Source organism: Algihabitans sp., from assembly GCF_965226985.1.
GTDB lineage: Bacteria > Pseudomonadota > Alphaproteobacteria > Kiloniellales > DSM-21159 > Algihabitans.
Genome location: NZ_OZ245712.1, coordinates 1,057,420 through 1,077,448, shown reverse-complemented (window position 1 = coordinate 1,077,448; position 20,029 = coordinate 1,057,420). Strand labels below are relative to the sequence as shown.

The following is a 20,029-nucleotide window of genomic DNA, read 5'->3' as shown; positions in this document are numbered from 1 at the left end:
CGGTTCCAGTGCACCGTGAGGTGGATGCGCAATCAAGTTTTCATCGGGCGCCGCCGCCGCCGCAGGTACCGGCGCCCAATTTCGTCGTCAGTAAACGCCCGTCATCAATAGCCGCTCTGGCGCAGATCGACATTGAGGCCAAGCGACTTCAACTCCTTGACCAGGACGTTGAAGGACTCCGGGATACCGGCCTCGAAGGTGTCCTCGCCCTTGACGATCGCTTCGTAGACCTTGGTTCGGCCGGCCACGTCGTCCGACTTCACCGTCAACATCTCCTGCAACGTGTAGGCCGCGCCGTAGGCCTCCAGCGCCCAGACCTCCATCTCGCCGAAGCGCTGACCGCCGAACTGCGCCTTGCCGCCCAAGGGCTGCTGGGTGACCAGGCTGTAGGGGCCAATGGAGCGCGCATGGATCTTGTCGTCGACCAGGTGGTGCAGCTTCAGCATGTAAATATAGCCCACCGTGACCTTGCGGTCGAACTGCTCTCCGGTGCGCCCATCCCACAGCTTGACCTGCCCCGAGGAGTCGAGTCCGGCCGCCTGCAGCATCTCAACGATATCACTCTCGCGGGCACCGTCGAACACCGGCGTGGCGATCGGGGTCCCCTTCGAGAGGTTGCGGCCCAGCTCCAGCAGACCCGCATCGTCCAGATCGCCGGCCTGTTCCTTGAGCACCTTGTCGCCGTAGATCGTCTTGAGCCGCTTCTTGACCTCCTCGGTCTTGCCCGACTGCTGAGCGGTCTCGACCGCTTCGCGGATCTGGCTGCCGAGACCGGCACAGGCCCAGCCCAGGTGGGTTTCGAGGATCTGCCCGACGTTCATGCGGCTCGGCACGCCCAAGGGATTGAGCACGATGTCGACGTGCGTGCCGTCCTCCAGGAAGGGCATGTCCTCGATCGGCACGATCTTGGAGATGACGCCCTTGTTGCCGTGACGGCCGGCCATCTTGTCGCCCGGCTGCAGCTTGCGCTTGGTCGCGATGAAGACCTTGACCATCTTCATCACGCCCGGCGCCAGCTCGTCGCCGCGCTGCAGCTTCTCGACCTTGTCGTCAAAGCGCGCGACCAGCGCCTTCACGGACTCGTCGAACTGCTTGATCAGCGCCTCGATGTCGCCCTGGCGCTCGTCGTTCTTGACGACGATCTGCCGCCACTGGCCCGGCGTGTATTCGGACAGGACCGTCTCGGAGATCTTGGTGTCCTCCTTGAAGCCCTTCGGCCCTTTCACGCCGACGTGGTTCAGCAGCAGATCCTTCAGGCGGCCGTAGAAGCTGCGCTCCAGAATCGCCTTTTCGTCGTCGCGGTCCTTGGCCAGCCGCTCGATCTCGGCCTTCTCGATCGCCAGGGCGCGCTCGTCCTTGTCGACGCCGCGGCGGGAGAAGACGCGCACCTCGACGACCGTGCCGGTCACACCCGGCGGAACCCGCAAAGAGGTGTCGCGGACGTCGGAGGCCTTCTCGCCGAAGATCGCGCGGAGTAGCTTTTCCTCCGGCGTCATCGGCGACTCACCCTTCGGCGTCACCTTGCCGACCAGAATGTCGCCCGCCTGAACCTCGGCGCCGATGTAGCAGATACCGGCCTCGTCCAGATTGCGCAGCGCGTCCTCGCCGACGTTCGGGATGTCGCGGGTGATCTCCTCCTGACCCAGCTTGGTATCGCGCGCCATGACGTCGAATTCCTCGATGTGGATCGAGGTGAAGACGTCGTCGCGCACGATGCGCTCGCTGATCAGGATCGAGTCCTCGAAGTTGTATCCGTTCCAGGGCATGAAGGCGCAGAGCACGTTGCGGCCCAGGGCCAACTCGCCGAGGTTGGTCGAGGGACCGTCGCCGATGATATCGCCGCGCTGCACCTCGTCGCCCACCTTGACCAGCGGTCGCTGGGTGATCGAGGTGTTCTGGTTGGACCGCTGGAACTTCAGCAGGTTGTAGATGTCGACACCCGGCTCGCCCGAGGCCGTGTCTTCGGTCACCCGCACCACGATGCGGGTGGCGTCGACCTGGTCGACCACGCCACCGCGCCGAGCCACGATGGTCACACCGGAATCGCGGGCCACGGTCGATTCCATGCCCGTGCCGACCAGAGGTGCCTCGCTCTGTAGGAGAGGCACGGCCTGCCGCTGCATGTTGGAGCCCATCAGCGCCCGGTTGGCGTCATCGTTCTCCAGGAAGGGGATCAGCGCCGCCGCCACCGAGACCAGCTGCTTCGGGGAGACGTCGATGTAATCGATCTCCTCGGCTCGGGCCATGATGTAGTCGGAGCCGGAGCGGGACGAGATCAGGTCCTCGACCAGCTTGCCGTTCTTGTCCACCTCGGCGTTGGCCTGAGCGATGGTGTAGCGGCCCTCCTCCATCGCGGAGAGATAGATCACCTCGTCGGTGACCTTACCCTTCTCGACCTTGCGGTAGGGGCTCTCGATGAAGCCGTACTGGTTGACCCGCGCATAGGTGGCCAGCGAGTTGATCAGGCCAATGTTCGGTCCCTCGGGCGTCTCGATTGGGCAGATCCGGCCGTAGTGGGTCGGGTGCACGTCGCGCACTTCGAAGCCCGCACGCTCGCGGGTCAGGCCGCCCGGCCCGAGCGCCGAAAGGCGACGCTTATGCGTCACTTCCGACAGCGGGTTGGTCTGGTCCATGAACTGGCTGAGCTGCGAGGAGCCGAAGAACTCCCGCACTGCCGCCGCCGCTGGCTTGGCGTTGATCAGGTCGTGCGGCATGACCGAATCGATCTCGACCGAGGACATCCGCTCCTTGATCGCACGCTCCATGCGCAACAGGCCGACCCGGTACTGATTCTCCAGCAACTCGCCGACCGAACGGACGCGGCGGTTGCCGAGGTGGTCGATATCGTCGATGTCGCCGCGGCCGTCCTTCAGCTCGTGCAGCACCTTCAGGATCGCCAGGATGTCATGCTTGCGCAGCACCCGCAGCTGGTCGTCGGTCTCGAAGTCCAGGCGCGCGTTCATCTTGACGCGGCCGACCGCCGAGAGGTCGTAGCGCTCGGAGTCGAAGAAGAGGCTCTTGAACATCGCCTCCGCCGTCTCGAGGGTCGGCGGCTCGCCGGGACGCATGACCCGGTAGATGTCGATCAGCGCATCCTCACGGGTCCGGTTCTTGTCCACGGCCAGGGTGTTGCGCAGGTAGGCGCCGACATTGACATGGTCGATCGCCAGAACCGGCAGCTTCTTCACGCCGGCTTCCACGAGGCTGGTCAGCAGGTCGACCGTGATCTCGTCACCAGCCTCGGCCAGCACCAGACCGTTGGACTCGTCGATCAGATCTTCGGCCAGGTACTGCCCCGCCAGTTCCTCGTCACCGACGCGCATCTCCTTGAGACCTTCGTCGATCAGCTTGCGGGCCTTGCGCGGCGTCAGTTTCTCGCCGGCGTCCAGCACCGCTTCGCCGGTCTTGGCGTCGACCAGATCGAAAGCCAGCTTCTGACCGCGCAGGCGCTCGGGATCGAACGGGGTCTTCCAGGCGTCCTTGGCGCGGGTGTAGACGACGTTGTCGTAGAAGAGGCTCAGAACCTCCTCGGCCCCCATGCCGACAGCCTCGAAGGGCTCAAGCTGCTTGCCCTCGGCCTCGCGCTCCTGGCGCAGCTTCTCGGTCGCCGCCGAGTCCAGCGCATAGAGCAGCGTAGTCGCCGGCAGCTTCCGGCGCCGGTCGATACGGACGTAGACGATGTCCTTGGCATCGAACTCGAAGTCCAGCCAGGAGCCGCGATAGGGGATGACGCGGGCGGCGAAGAGGTACTTGCCCGAAGAGTGGGTCTTGCCACGGTCGTGGTCGAAGAAAACGCCCGGCGAGCGGTGCATCTGGGAGACGATGACGCGCTCCGTGCCGTTGACGATGAAGGTGCCGTTCGACGTCATCAAGGGCATGTCGCCCATGTAGACGTCCTGTTCCTTGATGTCGCGGATGGAGCGGGCCCCGGTATCCTCGTCGACGTCCCAGACCACAAGGCGCAGGGTGACCTTCAACGGCGCCGCGTAGGTCATGCCACGCTGCTGGCATTCCTCCACGTCGTACTTCGGGTTCTCGAGCTCGTAGCGCACGAACTGCAGCTCGGCCCGCTCGGAGAAGTCCCGAATCGGGAAGACCGACTTGAAGACGGCCTGAAGGCCAGTCTCCGTGCGATCCTCAGGCTTGCTGCCGACCTGCAGAAACTGATCGTAGGAGATCTTCTGGACCTCGATCAGATTCGGCATCTCCGCAATTTCCGGGATCCGCCCGAAGCTCTTGCGAATGCGCTTGCGACCCGTGAACGACACCGCCATGCTTTAATCCTCGTCCTCGCACTGGGGACCGACAGGCCGACCGAAGCCCGTCACCCCTGAAATTTCAACAACCCTGTCGTTTTCGGCGCCCCAGCCTGCCCGGCCCGGCCGCCTGTTCTTCGCTATCTGCGCAGCCACCCCGGCCAAGCGGCCTGAAGAGGTTCCTGCGCCGAGAGCGAGTCTTCCAATCGAACCGGCCCATCCGCCGCCCCGCACCCCTGGAGACACTCTTGCCAGAAGGCGGAGGCTTAAGACGCGACGACCGGCACGGCGCGGAGGAGGTCTCCGCGCCGGCCGGGCATCAACAAAACGCTATAAGTCGCAGAGACTTACTTGACCTCAACGGTCGCGCCAGCCTCTTCGAGCTTCTTCTTGATCTCCTCGGCTTCCTCCTTGGAAGCTCCTTCCTTGACAGGCTTCGGAGCGCCCTCGACCAGGTCCTTGGCCTCCTTAAGGCCGAGGCCGGTGATCCCGCGAACCTCCTTAATGACATTGATCTTCTTGTCGCCCACGGCGGCAAGGATCACGTCGAAGTCGGTCTTCTCCTCGGCGGCGGCAGCTTCGCCGCCACCGGCACCGCCGACCGCCGCGACGGCGACCGGAGCAGCTGCGGAGACGCCCCACTCCTCTTCCAACTTCTTTGCCAGCTCGGCCGCCTCGATGACGGTAAGCTTGGAAAGTTCTTCGACGAGCTTATCCAAATCGGCCATTTCTCAGTTTCCTTCAGACTTGAGCTTCGGTTTTGCGGTCTCTTGGCTCGTGAAACGGGGGCAGTCTCAGGCCGCCTCGTCCTTGGCGCCGTAAGCGGAAAAGACTCGTGCCAACTGCGCGGCCGGCGCCTGCACCACACCAGCCACCTTCGTGGCCGGGGCCTGCAGCACACCGATCAACTTCCCACGCAACTGGTCGAGGCTCGGCAGGTCGGCCAGTGCCTTGACGCCGTTGGCATCCAGGATCTGTCCTTCCAAACCGCCGCCCAAGATGGTCACCTTGTCGTTCGACTTGGCGAACGTCTGGACCACCTTCGCCGCGGCAACGGGGTCTTCCGACAGGGCAATCGCCGTCGGCCCCGTGAACAGCGACGTCAGCGCTTCGAACTTGGTGCCTTCGAAAGCGCGCTTCGCGAGCCGATTCTTGACAACACGGTAATGCGCCCCCGCCTCTCGCGCCTTACGCCGCAGGTCGGAGGACTCGGCCACGGTCAGACCCAACTGATGGGTCACGACCACACCCGAGACCTCGCCGAGACGCTCGCGCAAGGAGGCGATCAACGCTTCCTTTTCTGCTCGCTCCACGAGTTACCGCTCCCTAGGTTCCGGGCCGCCGCCCGCCGTTTCGACGTTCGGCATCCCGACTGCACAAGGGCACCGCACTTGAGGACCAGGTCCCCGAGCGCGCCGCCCGGTTGGCCTGTCCCGGAAGCTCAAGCTGATCTTCCCGCCGCCGAGCAGCGGGGAACCGCCGCCAGGCCGACTTGGATCAACTCGTCACCCCCGTCTATGCAGGCCACCGACCCCTGTTCGGCCGATCCTTAAGTCCGGGTCAGTCCCGGACACCTGCAGTCTCGGACAGGTCGGAGGGGGACGTTGCCGCCGTCCCTCCTACCTTCCGCAGACGACCCGGCCGTCACGTCGACCGCCGAACCGTCTCCGGAAAATTCCTTACTCGGCGGCCGCCGCGACAGCCGAAAGGCTACCCACGTCCACCTTGACACCCGGTCCCATCGTCGAGGAAAGAGCGACCTTCTTGATGTAGGTCCCCTTGGCGCCGCTGGGCTTCGCGCGGTTGATGGCCTCGATAAAGGCACGCACGTTCTCGAGCAGCGCCGACTCCTCGAACGAGGCCTTGCCGACACCAGCATGCACGACGCCGGCCTTTTCGGCCCGAAACTCGACCTGACCGCCTTTGGCCGCCTTGACCGCCTCACCGACGTCAGCCGTCACGGTTCCCAGCTTCGGGTTCGGCATCAAACCACGCGGGCCCAACACCCGGCCGAGCTTACCGACGATCGGCATCATGTCCGGAGCCGCGATGACCCGGTCGAAGGGCAGATCGCCGCCCTGCACCTTCTCCGCCAGATCCTCGGCCCCGACCACATCGGCGCCGGCAGCCTCAGCCTCCTCGGCCTTCGCGCCGCGCGCGAAGACGGCAACACGCACCGACTTGCCCGTGCCGTTCGGCAGAGTCACCACGCCGCGCACGTTCTGGTCGGCGTGACGCGGGTCGACACCCAGGTTCATGGCGATCTCGATGGTTTCGTCGAACTTCGCCTTGGCCCGTCCCCGGACGAGCTTGACCGCTTCGTCGAGAGCATAGAGCTGGTCGCGATCGAGCCCCTTGAGGGCTTCATCCATACGCTTTGCGATACGAGCCATGATGCTTACTCCACCACCTCGATGCCCATCGAACGCGCGGAGCCGGCGATGATCTTCACCGCCTGATCCAGGTCGTAGGCATTCAGATCCTGCATCTTGGCCTCGGCGATCTCACGCAGCTGCGCGTTCGTCACCTTGCCGACGTACCCCTTGCTCGGCGTCGCGAAGCCCTTGGGCACGCCCGCCGCCTTCTTAAGGAAGAAAGACGCCGGCGGCGTTTTCGTCTCGAAGGTGAAGGAGCGGTCGGCGTAGGCGGTAATCACCACTGGGACCGGCATGCCCTTTTCAAGGCTGTCGGTCGCCGCGTTGAACGCCTTGCAGAATTCCATGATGTTCAACCCGCGCTGACCAAGCGCCGGGCCGACCGGCGGCGAGGGATTGGCCTGCCCCGCCGGTATCTGCAGCTTTATGTAGCCTGCAATCTTCTTTGCCATTTCGTCTTACCCTTTCGACAACGGGTTCCGCGGTTCGGCGGTCATGGCTGACCTCCCGCGCTTTCCCTCTTAACCGAGGCGACCGTCGCCCGCTGTCCGCCGCTCAAAACGAGCCACGTAGGCCACAATCGCCCGTACGTACGTACGACTCAGGACTTCTCCACCTGACCGTACTCCAACTCCACCGGCGTCGAGCGACCGAAGATCGACACCGCCACCTTCAGGCGCGCCCGCTCCTCGTCGACCTCTTCCACCACCCCGTTGAAGGAGGTGAAGGGGCCGTCAGAGACTCGCACGCTCTCGCCGATTTCGAAGGTGATCGAGGGCTTGGGCCGCTCCACACCTTCCTGCATCTGCGACATCAGCCGCTCGGCCTCGCGGTCGGGCACCGGCACCGGGCGGCCGCGCTGCCCACCGCCGAGAAAGTCGGTCACCTTCGGCGTATTCTTCACCAAGTGCCAGGTCTGGTCGTTCAATTCCATACGGACCAAAACGTAACCCGGGAAAAACTTGCGCTCGGAACTGACTTTCTGACCGCGCCGGATCTCCGTCACCTCTTCGGTCGGCACCAGGACCTCGGGAATCTCTTCCTCCAGGTCGAAAGACACCGCCTGCTCCTTGATCGCCTCCGCGACCTTCTTTTCGAAGCCCGAATAGACGTGGATCACGTACCACCGCAGCGCCATCGCGCGCTTACCCTCCAAACCCGAGAATCAGGCGCACCACCCAAGAGAGCGCCTGATCGACGACGAAGAAAAAGATCGCAGCCAGAAAAACGAAGATGAAGACCATAATCGTCGTCACCGTCGTTTCCTTGCGCGTCGGCCAGGTGACTTTCGACACCTCCTGGCGCACTTCGCGGATGAATTGGCCTGGGCTGACTTTGGCCATAACTGTCCGTTCTTCGCCTTTCGAAACGTCGGCCGGCAACCTGCATGCCAGCCCGCCGACGTATTACTTTCTGGAGTTAGACCACTTTACCTAAGCAGCATCTCCGGACTCTCAACCTGCGGCCTTTCGACCACCCGCCCCGCAGTGAAGCACCGCATCACAGACACCGGCGGATAAAGTCGGATGGCAGGAGTGGAGGGACTCGAACCCCCAGCCCCCGGTTTTGGAGACCGGTGCTCTACCAGTTGAGCTACACTCCTATCGTCGCCTTTCAGCCGGCCGACGTCCCGCCGACCGACCCCCTAAGTTCGAGCCGATTACTCGACGATTTTGGAGACGACGCCGGCGCCGACGGTACGGCCGCCTTCGCGGATCGCGAAGCGCAGGCCCTCGTCCATGGCGATCGGCGCGATCAGCGTCACTTCCATCGACACGTTGTCGCCCGGCATCACCATCTCCGTGCCCTCCGGCAGCGTGCACACACCCGTCACGTCCGTCGTCCGGAAGTAAAACTGAGGACGATAGTTCGTGAAGAACGGCGTGTGGCGGCCGCCCTCCTCCTTCGTCAGGATGTAGGCCTCGCACGAGAACTTCGTGTGCGGCGTGATCGTCCCCGGCTTCGCCAGAACCTGACCACGCTCAACGTCCTCGCGACCCACGCCGCGCAGCAGCGCGCCGACGTTGTCGCCAGCCTCGCCCTGGTCCAGCAGCTTGCGGAACATCTCGACGCCCGTCACCGTCGACTTCTGCGTGTCGCGCAGACCGACGATCTCCACCTCCTCGCCGACCTTCACCACACCGCGCTCGATGCGGCCCGTCACAACCGTGCCGCGGCCCGAGATCGAGAAAACGTCCTCGATCGGCATCAGGAACGGCTGGTCCTTCGGACGCTCCGGCGTCGGAATGTAGGCGTCAACCTCCTTCATCAGGGCCTGGATCGCCTCCCTGCCCAGCGTCGCGTCGCTGTCTTCCAGCGCCGCAAGCGCAGAGCCCTTCACGATCGGAATGTCGTCGCCCGGGAAGTCGTAGGAGCTCAGAAGCTCGCGAACCTCAAGCTCGACCAGCTCCAGCAGCTCCTCGTCGTCAACCATGTCGCACTTGTTCAGGAACACCACCAGCGCCGGAACACCAACCTGGCGCGCCAGCAGAATGTGCTCGCGCGTCTGCGGCATCGGGCCGTCCGCAGCCGAGACAACCAGGATCGCGCCGTCCATCTGCGCCGCACCCGTGATCATGTTCTTCACGTAGTCGGCGTGACCCGGGCAGTCCACGTGCGCGTAGTGGCGGTTGTCCGTCTCGTACTCAACGTGCGCCGTCGAAATCGTAATCCCGCGCGCCTTCTCCTCAGGCGCCTTGTCGATCGCGTCGTACGCCATAAACTCCGCGCCGCCAGCCTCAGCCATCACCTTCGTGATCGCTGCCGTCAAAGACGTCTTGCCATGGTCAACGTGACCAATCGTTCCAATGTTGCAGTGCGGCTTGTTTCGCTCAAACTTCGCTTTCGACATCTTTACTCCGGCCCCTGTGGCATCGCTGCCAGCAGGCAGCGGTCTACGTTCATTCGGCGCAGCTCGCAGTCGACCGATCACCTGAAGACGACCGAGCAACTGGAGCGGGTGACGGGAATCGAACCCGCATAACCAGCTTGGAAGGCTGGGGCTCTACCATTGAGCTACACCCGCAACTTCCGTGACTCATCTCCCAAAGCCGCATAGCTCGCGAGAGTTGCAATAAGGGAAGCTGGTGGAGGGGGTTGGATTTGAACCAACGTAGGCTGAGCCAACGGATTTACAGTCCGTCCCCTTTAACCACTCGGGCACCCCTCCAGCATTAGCCTCAGCCAGCGCGACGAAGTCGCGCACTATGGACATTTCAGTTCGACTGTCAACGGCGATCACGACAAAAAGGCCCGCAGCCGGCCTGAACAGCTGTCTGGCCGATCGCGGGACTTGCCCAGCCCATGGCTGGTCCAGCAAACCTAAGCGCTCGCAGCCCTCGACACAAGCCTCCGAAACAACCTCGGGTGCCTGGCGGAAACCGGACGCCGGCCTGGATCCGACCTGCTACAAAGCCAGGCATCGGACATTGGCAATTCAATCGGTCGTCGGCAGGATTTCGCGGGAGCCGCACAGCATGATCCGTTTCGATGCCGAGGGCCACGTGAAGCGCTCCTTCTGGCCACATGCGTCGCTCGCCGCCACCGCTTTGGCGGCGCTGGCCTGGGATCTGTTGGTGGGAAACGGCTTTTGGACCGCCTTGATCCTCGGGGAAGTCCTGGAGCCCGTCACCCTTCTGCTCGCGGGAATCGCGGGCTGGTGGCTACTGAGGCATCGCTATCTGCTGCCGGCCCTGCTTGCGATCGGACTGCTGATCGGCTTCGGCGTGACCGCCGTCAGTTTCGAAAACATGGGCCGCAGCGCCCACTTCTCTCTCGTGCTCGCCCGCGTCATCGCCACCATTCTGACCGGCTACACCTTGAACGCGCTGCGGCTGCTGATCGACCCACCGACGCCCAGGTTTTAGGACGTACAAAGTCCGATTCCTTAGTGCCGGGCGAGGTGAAACGACGGCCCCGGTTAGGAATACAGGCTCACGGGGACCGCGCCTTGCGTTGCCACGCGCCTCCTCTATAGATGCATCCCAGTCGCATGACGGATGAACGGGGAAGACCATGCACGTCGGGGTGCCGAAGGAAATCAAGAGCAAGGAATACCGGGTCGGACTGATGCCCGCATCGGTTCGCGAGCTGGTCCATCACGGACACATCGTGACGGTGGAGACCCGGGCCGGCAGCGGCATCGGCTTCGAGGATGCCGCTTACCGGGCCGCCGGCGCCGAGGTGGTCGACAGCGCGGAGGAGGTCTTCGCCAAGGCCGACATGATCGTGAAGGTGAAGGAACCGCAGGCAGGTGAGATCGCCCGTCTGCGCGAGGAGCAAATCCTCTTCACCTACCTGCATCTCGCCCCCGACCGTCCGCAGACCGAGGGCCTGCTGCAGTCCGGCGCGACGGCCATCGCCTACGAGACCGTGACCGACGCCGCTGGCCGACTGCCCCTGCTGGCCCCCATGAGCGAAGTCGCCGGCCGCATGTCCGTCCAGGTCGGGGCTCACTGCCTGGAGAAGGAACAGGGCGGCGCGGGACTTCTGCTCGGCGGCGTGCCGGGGACGCCGGCCGCCAAGGTCGTGGTGCTGGGCGGCGGCGTCTCGGGCAGCAATGCTGCACGCATGGCGATGGGCATGGAGGCCCATGTCACGGTGATCGACAAGTCCCTGCCGACCCTCGACCGCCTGGACCTGCGTTTCGGCGGGCAGCTCAACACGATCTTCTCAACGGTCGAGACCCTGGAGCAGCACGTCTGTAACGCCGACCTGGTGATCGGCGCGGTCCTGGTCCCGGGAGCGGCCGCCCCCAAACTCGTCACGCGGGAGATGGTGGCCGCCATGAAGCCGGGTGCCGTACTGGTCGACATCGCCATCGACCAGGGCGGCTGCTTCGAGACCTCCAAGCCCACCACCCACGACGATCCCACCTATGTGATCGACGAAGTGGTGCACTACTGCGTCGCCAACATGCCGGGGGCGGTCGCCCGCACGGCGACCAGCGCCCTGAACAACGCGACCCTGCCCTTCGTTCTGGCATTGGCGGACAAGGGCGCGCGGCAAGCCCTGGCCGATGATCGCAATCTTTTGAACGGCCTCAACGTCGCCCAGGGAAAGCTGACCTACCGCGCCGTCGCCGAGGCCCACGGCCTGCCCTTTACGGCCCCGCAGGAGGTAATGGGCTTATCCTAGGCTCTACCTTATGCATCTTCCGGGCTCGGACGCTTTATCAAAATCCTATCGGTTAGAGACTTATCGAACCATATTGCCGTCATAAGTCTGCTCTAAAGGCCTCTCCCATGCGTCGGACAGTACTCTTTGCGCGGCGGTTGACCCGCTCGCGCCACGGTCAGGCTGGGCTCTTCGCTCTCTCGGTGGCAGAGACGGTGTTTCTGCCGCTGATGCTGGAGGCCATCATGGCACCGATGATGCTGGTGGACCGCCGCCGTGCCTGGCAAACCGGCGCGATCGCGCTGGCCGGCTGCCTGGCCGGCGCCGTGGTCGCCTACTTCCTCGGCGCCTGGCTCTATGGCTGGTTCGGGCAGGATCTCGTGGCGCTGATCGGCGGGCAGGAGGCTTTCGAAGACTTCAAGGTCTTCATGCAGACGCACGGTTTCTGGGCGATCCTGGTGGCCGGCGTGACGCCGATCCCTTTTCAGATCGCCGTCCTGGCCAGCGGCATAACGGGCTACGCACTGCCCGGTTTCATCGCCGCCGTTCTGATTTCACGCGGCCTGCGCTATCTGGGAATGGCGGCTCTCGTGTCCTGGCTGGGCGCCGACGCCTTCAAGATCTTCAGCCGCCTGCGCCGCTTGTCCCCCTGGAGAAAGAAGCCCGCGCTAGGGAGCGAGGTCCCGCAGGCGATACCAGAGCATGGCAAGCACCAAACTCGGCGTCCGCAGGATGCGCCCGCCGGGGAAAGGCGTGTGGGGTAACTTGGCGAAGAGGTCAAGCCGTTCGGCCTGACCCGCGATGGCCTCGGCCAGTACACGGCCCGCGATCCCGGTCAGCGTGACGCCCGACCCGGAGAAGCCCTGGGCGAAGTAGCTGCGCTGACCGAGTCGCCCGAGATGCGGCGAACGTTCCACCGTGATCGCGACGAAGCCGCCCCAGGTGAAGTCGAAGCCGACGTCCGCAAGATCGGGATAGACCTCCAGCATCTTCTTGCGCATGGCCTTCGGCAGGTTCGGCGGCATCAGGGTGGAGTAGCTGACGCGGCCGCCGAACAGCAGCCGGTGGTCCGGCGAGCGGCGGAAGTAGTTGAGTACGAACTTCATATCGGCGACGGCGGCGTTGCCGGGGATCAGACCCTTGGCGCAGTTCTCGCCCAGGGGCTCCGTCGCCGCGATGTAGGTGCCGACCGGCATGATCCGGCGGCGCAAGCCCGGCACCAGATCGCTCAAGTACGCATTCATTGCCAGAACCAGGAACTTGGCGTCGACGCTGCCCTTGGCCGTCGAGACCTTAGCGGCCTCCGTATCGATCGTCTGCGCGCGCGTCCCTTCGAAGATACGTACGCCCGCCTGCGCCGCCGCCCGCGCGAGACCAAGGCAGTAGTTCAGCGGATGAAGATGACCGGCGCCCGATTCGTGGAGGCCGCCGATGAAACGCGGCGAGGCCGCGTGGCGCCGCGCGGTCTCCGAGTCCCGCACCATCTCCAGAGCGTCGTAGCCAAGCTTGGAGAGCGTTTCCGCAGTCTCCTCGCATTCCTTCAGTTCACGCGGCCGGTCGGCGGCGTGGAAGTAGCCCCAGGTCAGATCGCAGTCGATCTCGTGTTTGGCGACCCGCTCGCGGATGATCTGCTTGCCCTCTTCGGTCATCGCGAAGAGGCGCCGCGCGTCGTCGAGACCGACCCAGTCGATCAGCTTGTCGGGACTCGAGGAAAAGCCGGTGCAGATCTGGCCGCCGTTACGCCCCGAAGCGCCCCACCCGATGCGGTTGGCCTCCAGCAGGACCACGTCGAAGCCCCGTTCCGCCAACTCCAGCGCGGCGGTGACCCCGGTGTAGCCGCCGCCGACGACGCAGACGTCGCAGGACAGAGGCTCCGCCAGTTCCGGATAGTCGGGCTGCGGCCGGGCGGTGGCGGCATACCAGGAGTCGGTGTGGGCTTGGCGGGGCATGAGGGCGGATCGTAGCCGAAGTGCGTAGGTCTGGACGCTTTGCGGGGGCAGGTGGTAGCTGGAGAGTTCCAGCCTCAGAGAAAGATATCTAGTCCATGTCCTACATCGAGGAATTCCTCAAGGACCATCGTATCGAAGAGGTCGAGTGCCTGGTGCCGGACATGGCCGGCATCGCGCGGGGCAAGATCCTGCCGGCCGGCAAGTTCCTGCGCGGCATCAAGCGCGGGCTGCGCATCCCCGAGGCGATCTTCGTTCAGACCGTCAATGGGCGCTATCCGGACGATTCCGAAAACGTCATCGACGACGCCATGTCGGACGTCTACCTGGAGCCGGACCCCCAGAGCATCCGCGTCGTGCCCTGGTACGAGGAGCCGACGGCGCAGATCATCTGCGACCCCTACTACTTCGACGGCCGACCCGTCCCCTTCGCCTGCCGACACCTGCTGAAGCGGGTGCTCAGCCTCTTTCACGCCAAGAACTGGCAGCCCGTCGTGGCCGCCGAGCTGGAGTTCTATCTCGTCGACGTCAACGACGACCCGGACTATCCCCTGCAGCCGCCGATCGGCCGCTCCAAGCGGCGGGAGACCTCGCGCCAGGCCTACGGCGTCGATGCCGTCAACGAGTTCGATCCACTGTTCGAGGAGGTCTACGACTTCTGCGAATCCCAGAACATCGACATCGACACCCTGACCCACGAGGCTGGGGCGGCGCAGATGGAGATGAACTTCAATCATCAGGACGCGCTGGCGGCGGCCGATCAGGCCTTCCTCTTCAAGCGCACCGTGCGCGAGGCCGGCCTGCGGCATCAGGTCTACGCCACCTTCATGGCCAAGCCCATGCAGGGCGAGCCCGGCAGTTCCATGCACGTCCACCAGTCGCTGACCGACCAGGCGAGCGGACGCAACCTCTTCAGCACGACGCGCGGCGGCGCCTCCAAGCTCTTCATGAGCTACATCGCCGGCCTGCAGCGCTACCTGCCGGCCACCATGCCGCTGGTCGCGCCCAACGTGAACTCCTACCGCCGGCTGATCCCCCACGCCGACGCGCCGATCAACACCCACTGGGGCTTCGACAACCGCACGGTCGGCTTCCGGGTTCCCAATTCGGAGCCGGAGGCCCGGCGGGTCGAGAACCGTGTGGCCGGCGCCGACGCCAACCCCTACCTCGCCATCGCCGCCTCGCTGGCCTGCGGCTACCTGGGCATGACGGGCCGCCTGAAACCGAGCAAGCCGCAGGTAGGCAGCGCCTACCGCCTGGCTCACACGCTGCCGCGCACCCTGCACGACGCCCTCTACCGCTTCACTCGCACGAAGGTCCTGAAGGAGGTCCTGGGCGAGGAGTTCGTCACCGCCGTGGCGACGGTCAAAAACGCCGAACTCGACGCCTACCAGGAGGTCATTTCCTCCTGGGAGCGCGAACACCTGCTGCTTAACGTCTAGAGCGGCTCGACGGCCACGTTGGCGGCGACCTGCCCCTCGGCGGCGAAGGTCAGGCACTCCTGCAGATCCAGGCGGGTGCCGACGATGGAGCCGCGCAGGGTGACGCGCTTCAGCACCACGTCGAAGATCGGAACCGGGAAGTCGCCCGGCGGCAGGCCGTTCAGCACCACCGTGCCGCCGCGCCGGGCAATGCCGAGCGCCTGGGCGAAGGCGGGACGGGAGACGGCAGTGACCAGCACCCCGTGGGCGCCGCCGATGGTGCGGGCGATCTCGTCGGCCGGGTCCTGGTTGGCGGCAATGATCGTCATGTCGGCGCCGAGGCGCTTGGCGAACTCCAGCTTCTCGTCGGCGATATCGACCGCCACCACATGCCGACCCATCGCCTTGGCGTACTGCACGGCCATGTGACCAAGGCCGCCAATGCCGGAAATCACCACCCAGTCCCCGGGCTTGGTGCCGGTTTCCTTCAGGCCCTTGTAGACGGTCACGCCGGCACAGAGCACGGGTGCGACAGCCGTCATCTCCAAGTTCTTCGGCAGCTTGCCGACGAAGCGCGGGTCGGCCTTGGCGTATTCGGCGTCGCCGCCGTCGACGCTGTAACCGGTGTTCTGCAGTGATCGCAGAAGCCGCCGCAGGCGGTGTGCAACCAGGCTACGCCCACGAGGTCGCCTTCCTTGACGTTGCTCACGTCCCGACCGACCGCGGCGATGGTGCCGCGACCAGAAGTCGGGCACCTTGGCGCCTCGGCGCTCTCCGGCTATGGTGATCGCCATGCAGAGGTTCGACAGATGTCTCGACGGCAAGCGCCGGCTTAAAGGGTGTGGAAGCGCACCCTCGAGACGGCAAGAGCTGCTGCGGCTCTGCGCACGGATCGGCTACAATCCCTAGAGCTGTCGTTCAGGGTTTCTCTGACGATTCAGACAGCTAAAGGACTATTTTCAGATGCCGAGCGAACCCATCCGCAACACCACCGCGCACTGGCGCGCCCTGGACCTCCGCCATCACCTCAGCCCCTTCACGGACTACAAGACGCTGAAGGGGAGCGACGGCGGCAGCCGCATCATCACCGAGGCCAAGGGCGTCTACCTGACGGATTCCGAAGGTCAGACCCTGCTGGACGGCATGGCCGGCCTCTGGTGCGTCAACGTCGGCTACGGGCGGCCGGAGTTGGCCGAGGCCGCCTACCGGCAGATGCTGGAGCTGCCCTACTACAACACCTTCTTCAAGACCGCGACGCCGCCGGCGGTGGAGCTGTCGGAGAAGCTGGCGCAGATCGCGCCGGAGGGACTGAACCGGGTGTTCTTCGGCTCCAGCGGATCGGAATCGAACGACACGGTGGTCCGTCTGGTGCGCCGCTACTGGAACCTGAAGGGCCAGCCGGAGAAGAGCCACTTCATCAGCCGCACCCACGCCTACCACGGCTCCACCATGGCTTCGGCCAGCCTGGGCGGTATGCCCTTCATGCAGGAGGGCTTCGGCCTACCGTTGCCGGGCTTCCATCACGTCATGCCGCCCTACTGGCTCGACTTCGCCCAGCAAGCAGAAGGCCCCGCCGACTTCGGTCTGCGCGCCGCCAGAGCGGTGGAGGAGAAGATTCTCGAGATCGGGCCGGACAAGGTCGCCGCCTTCATCGGCGAGCCGATCCAGGGCGCTGGCGGCGTCATCATTCCGCCCGAGACCTACTGGCCGGAGATCCAGCGCATCTGCGAACGGCACGACGTCCTGCTGATCGCGGACGAGGTGATCTGCGGCTTCGGGCGGACGGGCCACTGGTTCGCCAGCGAGCCCTTCGGGATCAGGCCGGATCTCATGACCCTGGCGAAGGGCATCACCTCCGGCTACATCCCGCTGTCCGCCGTCATGGTATCCGACCGGGTCGGCGAGGTGCTGGAGGCCGGCGAGGGCGAGTTCGCCCACGGCTACACCTACTCCGGCCATCCGGTGGCCTGCGCCGTCGCACTGGCCAACATCGCGCTGATCGAGCGCGAGGGCCTGGTGGAGAAGGTGCGCGAGGAGACGGCCCCCTACCTGGCGGAGCGGCTGGAGAGCCTGGCCGATCACCCGCTGGTCGGGCAGGTCCGCAGCTTCGGTCTGCTGGGCGCCATCGAGTTGGTCGAGGACAAGGCGAGCCGCAAGCACTTCGAGCCCATCGGCCGGGTCGGCACCCTCTGCCGCGACCACTGCTTCGCCAACGGCCTGGTGATGCGGGCGGTGCGCGACGGCATGGTGCTCTCGCCGCCGCTGATCATCGAGACGCCCCAGATCGACGAGCTGATCGACAAGGCCCGGCTCTGCCTCGACCTGACGGCCAAAGACCTGGACATCGCCGTTTAGAGGGAGCCTGCCGTGGCCCGCGAGATCACCGTCGCCGCGACCCAGATGGCCTGTTCCTGGGACACCGCCGCCAATCTGGACAAGGCCGAGGCGCTGGTCTGGGAGGCGGCGGGGCGCGGTGCTCAGGTGATTCTGCTGCAGGAGCTGTTCGAGACGCCCTACTTCTGTCCGGACCAGAAGCAGGAACTCTTCGCTCTCGCCCGCCCCCTCGCGGACAACCCGGTGATCGCCCGCTTCGCCGCCCTGGCGAAGGAGCTGGGTGTGGTACTGCCGATCAGCTTCTTCGAGCGGGCCAACAACGCCCACTACAACGCCCTGGCGATGATCGACGCCGACGGCACCGTCCTCGGGCTCTACCGTAAGTCTCATATCCCGGACGGCCCAGGGTATCAGGAGAAGTTCTACTTCAATCCCGGTGACACGGGCTTTCGCGTCTGGGACACAGCCCACGGCCGCCTGGGCGCCGGGATCTGCTGGGACCAGTGGTTCCCGGAGTGCGCGCGCGCCCTGGCACTGCAGGGGGCGGAGGTGCTGTTCTACCCCACCGCCATCGGCTGCGAGCCCCAGGACCCAAGCCTCACCTCAAAGGATCATTGGCAGCGCACCATGCAGGGCCACGCCGCCGCCAACATGCTGCCGCTGGTCGCCAGCAACCGCATCGGCGAAGAACGGGCCGAGGCGGCGACCCTGCAGTTCTACGGCGCCTCCTTCATCGCCGACGCGACGGGCGCCAAGGTCGCAGAAGCCGAGACCGACGAAGCCGTGCTCACCGCCACCTTCGACCTGGAGGCGATCCGGGCGGCCCGCGCCTCCTGGGGCTTCTTCCGCGACCGCCGGCCAGAGCTTTACGCGCCGCTGCTGACCTTGGACGGTACGACCGAGCGGCGGTAAGCGCCCTACACTATGCGGGCCTTGCGGCCCGGCCTTCGCGCTTCGACAAGCTCAGCATGAAGGCGATTGTGGAGGTCGCAAACAGTGTGCCTTCATCCTGAGCGGAGGGCCGCAGGCCCGCAGTCGAAGGGTCAGCCACAAAGCGACACAGCTTCGCGGCTCTAGCCGCCCAGCTCGATCCAGACGGTCTTGAGTTCCGTGTACTTGTCGAAGGCGTGGAGCGACTTGTCACGGCCGAAGCCGGACTGCTTGTAGCCGCCGAAGGGGGTGGTGATGTCGCCGCCGTCGAAGCAGTTGACCCAGACCGATCCGGCGCGCAGGCCGCGCGCCATCTTGTGGGCCGTGTCGATGTTCTTCGTCCAGACGGCGGCGGCCAGGCCGTAGACCGTGTCGTTGGCGATCTTCAGACCCTCCTCGGCATCCTTGAAGGTCAGGGTCGAGAGCACTGGGCCGAAGATCTCCTCCCGCGCGATGGTCATCTTGTTGTCGACCCGGTCGAAGACCGTGGGTTCCACGTAGTAGCCGCCCTCGGCCGTCTGCACCTGCTGGCCGCCGAGCACGAGCTGCGCGCCCTCCTGCTGGCCGATGCCGATGTAGCGCAGCACCTTGTCCATCTGATCCCGATCGACGATGGCGCCCATCTTGGTCTTGGGGTCCAGGGGATTGCCGACCTTGATGGAACGCGAGATGTTCAGCAGCTTCTCCATCAGGGCGTCCTTGATCGACTCCTGCACCAGCAGTCGGGAGCCGGCGTTGCAGACTTCGCCCTGGTTGAAGAAGATGCCCCAGGCCGCCGCCTCGGCCGCCTGATCCAGGTCGCTGGTGTCGGCCAGCACGATATGCGGGGTCTTGCCGCCGCACTCCAGCGCCACGCGCTTCATGTTGGACTGGCCGGAGTACTGCAGCAGCAACTTGCCGACTTCGCCGGAGCCCGTGAAGGCGATGGCATCGACATCCTCATGCAGGCCCAACGCCTTGCCGGCCTGCTCGCCCAGGCCCGGCACGACCTGGAAGACGCCCTCGGGGATGCCGGCCTCCGCCGCCAGCTCGGCGATCCGGATCGCGCTGAGCGAGGACTGCTCGGCCGGCTTGAGGATCAGGGAGTTGCCGCTCGCCAGGGCCGGCCCGATCTTCCAGGCGGCCATAATCATGGGGAAGTTCCACGGCACGATGGCGGCCACGACGCCGACCGGCTCGCGCCGGATCATCGCCAGGATCTTAGGATCGGTCGGGGCCACCTCGTCGTAGATCTTGTCGGCGGCCTCCGCGTACCAGCGGATGCAGTTGACGGTGGCCGGCACGTCGATGGCATGGGAGTCGCCGATGGGCTTGCCCATGTCGAGGGTCTCCAGGAGCGCCAACTCGTCGTGGTGCGCCTTGATCAGCTCCGCGAACTTCAGCAGCTTCGCCTTGCGTCGGGCCGGTGCCATGTCACGCCAGGCTCCGCTCTCGAAGGCCGCGCGCGCCGCCTTGACGGCCCGGTCCACGTCCTCGGTTCCGCAGGCGGCCACCTGGGTCAGCACCCGGCCGTCCACCGGGCTGATGCAGTCGAAGGTCTCGCCGGAGGCGGCATCGACATAGCGGCCGCCGATGAAGGCCTGATTGCGGAACTGCAGCCCAGCGGCGCGGGACTTGAGATCGTCGAAGGACAGCGCGGCGGCCATGGGAAA

17 protein-coding genes and 3 tRNA genes are annotated in these 20,029 nt (G+C 65.2%); 6 read left to right on the top strand and 14 right to left on the bottom strand.

All coding sequences use genetic code 11. The annotated features are described in order from the left end of the window. Positions 1-104 precede the first annotated feature (104 nt). The 11 genes from rpoB to ACO054_RS04785 form a co-directional block, all read right to left on the bottom strand. Positions 105-4,274 (bottom strand): DNA-directed RNA polymerase subunit beta, encoded by a 4,170-nt coding sequence (rpoB, locus tag ACO054_RS04835; protein ID WP_421709315.1) that lies wholly within the window; start codon positions 4,272-4,274, stop codon positions 105-107. Between the two features lie 329 nt (positions 4,275-4,603). Beyond that, positions 4,604-4,984, bottom strand: coding sequence for a 50S ribosomal protein L7/L12 (gene rplL / locus ACO054_RS04830; protein WP_421709314.1), 381 nt, complete (start codon positions 4,982-4,984; stop codon positions 4,604-4,606). 66 nt (positions 4,985-5,050) lie between these two features. Then, positions 5,051-5,569, bottom strand: coding sequence for a 50S ribosomal protein L10 (rplJ, locus tag ACO054_RS04825; protein ID WP_421709313.1), 519 nt, complete (start codon positions 5,567-5,569; stop codon positions 5,051-5,053). A gap of 366 nt (positions 5,570-5,935) precedes the next feature. After that, the gene (gene rplA / locus ACO054_RS04820; protein WP_421709312.1) at positions 5,936-6,649 is read right to left on the bottom strand and encodes a 50S ribosomal protein L1; all 714 of its coding nucleotides are present in this window, start codon (positions 6,647-6,649) and stop codon (positions 5,936-5,938) included. Between the two features lie 5 nt (positions 6,650-6,654). Further along, the gene (gene rplK, locus ACO054_RS04815; protein ID WP_421709311.1) at positions 6,655-7,083 is read right to left on the bottom strand and encodes a 50S ribosomal protein L11; all 429 of its coding nucleotides are present in this window, start codon (positions 7,081-7,083) and stop codon (positions 6,655-6,657) included. A gap of 149 nt (positions 7,084-7,232) precedes the next feature. After that, a complete protein-coding gene (gene nusG / locus ACO054_RS04810; protein WP_119169120.1) occupies positions 7,233-7,769 on the bottom strand; it encodes a transcription termination/antitermination protein NusG in 537 nt (178 codons plus the stop codon). Between the two features lie 7 nt (positions 7,770-7,776). Further along, positions 7,777-7,974 (bottom strand): preprotein translocase subunit SecE, encoded by a 198-nt coding sequence (secE, locus tag ACO054_RS04805; RefSeq protein ID WP_421710328.1) that lies wholly within the window; start codon positions 7,972-7,974, stop codon positions 7,777-7,779. A 184-nt stretch (positions 7,975-8,158) separates the two neighbouring features. After that, positions 8,159-8,234, bottom strand: a tRNA-Trp gene (locus ACO054_RS04800). Between the two features lie 57 nt (positions 8,235-8,291). Beyond that, entirely contained in the window at positions 8,292-9,482 is a 1,191-nt protein-coding gene (gene tuf / locus ACO054_RS04795; RefSeq protein WP_421709310.1) for an elongation factor Tu, read from the bottom strand. Positions 9,483-9,582: 100 nt separating this feature from the next. Continuing rightward, positions 9,583-9,656 (bottom strand) — tRNA-Gly (locus ACO054_RS04790). A gap of 59 nt (positions 9,657-9,715) precedes the next feature. Continuing rightward, positions 9,716-9,800 (bottom strand) — tRNA-Tyr (locus ACO054_RS04785). A gap of 307 nt (positions 9,801-10,107) precedes the next feature. Between ACO054_RS04785 and ACO054_RS04780 the strand changes: the two genes are divergently transcribed. From ACO054_RS04780 to ACO054_RS04770, 3 genes are all read left to right on the top strand, one after another. Continuing rightward, positions 10,108-10,497, top strand: coding sequence for a hypothetical protein (locus ACO054_RS04780; RefSeq protein WP_421709309.1), 390 nt, complete (start codon positions 10,108-10,110; stop codon positions 10,495-10,497). 148 nt (positions 10,498-10,645) lie between these two features. Beyond that, positions 10,646-11,767 carry an alanine dehydrogenase gene (gene ald / locus ACO054_RS04775; RefSeq protein WP_421709307.1) on the top strand — a complete coding sequence of 374 codons (1,122 nt, stop codon included), beginning with the start codon at positions 10,646-10,648 and terminating at the stop codon, positions 11,765-11,767. A 107-nt stretch (positions 11,768-11,874) separates the two neighbouring features. Then, on the top strand, positions 11,875-12,510 hold the full coding sequence (locus ACO054_RS04770) for a YqaA family protein (RefSeq protein ID WP_421709306.1): 636 nt from the start codon (positions 11,875-11,877) through the stop codon (positions 12,508-12,510). Here the strand turns inward: ACO054_RS04770 and ACO054_RS04765 are convergent. Continuing rightward, positions 12,415-13,695 (bottom strand): NAD(P)/FAD-dependent oxidoreductase, encoded by a 1,281-nt coding sequence (locus tag ACO054_RS04765; protein ID WP_421709305.1) that lies wholly within the window; start codon positions 13,693-13,695, stop codon positions 12,415-12,417. The two genes, ACO054_RS04770 and ACO054_RS04765, sit on opposite strands and share 96 nt — an antisense overlap. 95 nt (positions 13,696-13,790) lie before the next feature. On the opposite strand from ACO054_RS04765, the gene ACO054_RS04760 reads away from it, so the two are divergent. Further along, on the top strand, positions 13,791-15,134 hold the full coding sequence (locus ACO054_RS04760) for a glutamine synthetase family protein (RefSeq protein ID WP_421709304.1): 1,344 nt from the start codon (positions 13,791-13,793) through the stop codon (positions 15,132-15,134). Here the strand turns inward: ACO054_RS04760 and ACO054_RS04755 are convergent. Continuing rightward, positions 15,131-15,907, bottom strand: coding sequence for a zinc-binding dehydrogenase (locus tag ACO054_RS04755; RefSeq protein ID WP_421709302.1), 777 nt, complete (start codon positions 15,905-15,907; stop codon positions 15,131-15,133). The genes ACO054_RS04760 and ACO054_RS04755 overlap by 4 nt on opposite strands. Before the next feature lie 169 nt (positions 15,908-16,076). Between ACO054_RS04755 and ACO054_RS04750 the strand changes: the two genes are divergently transcribed. Both ACO054_RS04750 and aguB read left to right on the top strand, forming a co-directional pair. After that, positions 16,077-17,468 carry an aspartate aminotransferase family protein gene (locus tag ACO054_RS04750; RefSeq protein WP_421709301.1) on the top strand — a complete coding sequence of 464 codons (1,392 nt, stop codon included), beginning with the start codon at positions 16,077-16,079 and terminating at the stop codon, positions 17,466-17,468. 12 nt (positions 17,469-17,480) lie between these two features. Next, on the top strand, positions 17,481-18,359 hold the full coding sequence (gene aguB, locus ACO054_RS04745) for an N-carbamoylputrescine amidase (RefSeq protein ID WP_421709300.1): 879 nt from the start codon (positions 17,481-17,483) through the stop codon (positions 18,357-18,359). Between the two features lie 161 nt (positions 18,360-18,520). Here aguB and ACO054_RS04740 read toward each other — a convergent pair whose 3' ends face one another. Next, positions 18,521-20,023: an aldehyde dehydrogenase gene (locus tag ACO054_RS04740; protein WP_421709299.1), complete on the bottom strand. Its 1,503-nt coding sequence runs from the start codon at positions 20,021-20,023 to the stop codon at positions 18,521-18,523. Positions 20,024-20,029: the final 6 nt, after the last annotated feature.

Bases quoted from the DNA above. Each gene is read 5' to 3' on its own strand.
- rpoB (WP_421709315.1), bottom strand. From the start codon at position 4,274: ATGGCGGTGTCGTTCACGGGTCGCAAGCGCATTCGCAAGAGCTTCGGG.
- rplL (WP_421709314.1), bottom strand. From the start codon at position 4,984: ATGGCCGATTTGGATAAGCTCGTCGAAGAACTTTCCAAGCTTACCGTC.
- rplA (WP_421709312.1), bottom strand. From the start codon at position 6,649: ATGGCTCGTATCGCAAAGCGTATGGATGAAGCCCTCAAGGGGCTCGAT.
- rplK (WP_421709311.1), bottom strand. From the start codon at position 7,083: ATGGCAAAGAAGATTGCAGGCTACATAAAGCTGCAGATACCGGCGGGG.
- nusG (WP_119169120.1), bottom strand. From the start codon at position 7,769: ATGGCGCTGCGGTGGTACGTGATCCACGTCTATTCGGGCTTCGAAAAG.
- secE (WP_421710328.1), bottom strand. From the start codon at position 7,974: ATGGCCAAAGTCAGCCCAGGCCAATTCATCCGCGAAGTGCGCCAGGAG.
- tuf (WP_421709310.1), bottom strand. From the start codon at position 9,482: ATGTCGAAAGCGAAGTTTGAGCGAAACAAGCCGCACTGCAACATTGGA.
- ACO054_RS04780 (WP_421709309.1), top strand. From the start codon at position 10,108: ATGATCCGTTTCGATGCCGAGGGCCACGTGAAGCGCTCCTTCTGGCCA.
- ald (WP_421709307.1), top strand. From the start codon at position 10,646: ATGCACGTCGGGGTGCCGAAGGAAATCAAGAGCAAGGAATACCGGGTC.
- ACO054_RS04770 (WP_421709306.1), top strand. From the start codon at position 11,875: ATGCGTCGGACAGTACTCTTTGCGCGGCGGTTGACCCGCTCGCGCCAC.
- ACO054_RS04765 (WP_421709305.1), bottom strand. From the start codon at position 13,695: ATGCCCCGCCAAGCCCACACCGACTCCTGGTATGCCGCCACCGCCCGG.
- ACO054_RS04760 (WP_421709304.1), top strand. From the start codon at position 13,791: ATGTCCTACATCGAGGAATTCCTCAAGGACCATCGTATCGAAGAGGTC.
- ACO054_RS04755 (WP_421709302.1), bottom strand. From the start codon at position 15,907: ATGGCGATCACCATAGCCGGAGAGCGCCGAGGCGCCAAGGTGCCCGAC.
- ACO054_RS04750 (WP_421709301.1), top strand. From the start codon at position 16,077: ATGCCGAGCGAACCCATCCGCAACACCACCGCGCACTGGCGCGCCCTG.
- ACO054_RS04740 (WP_421709299.1), bottom strand. From the start codon at position 20,023: ATGGCCGCCGCGCTGTCCTTCGACGATCTCAAGTCCCGCGCCGCTGGG.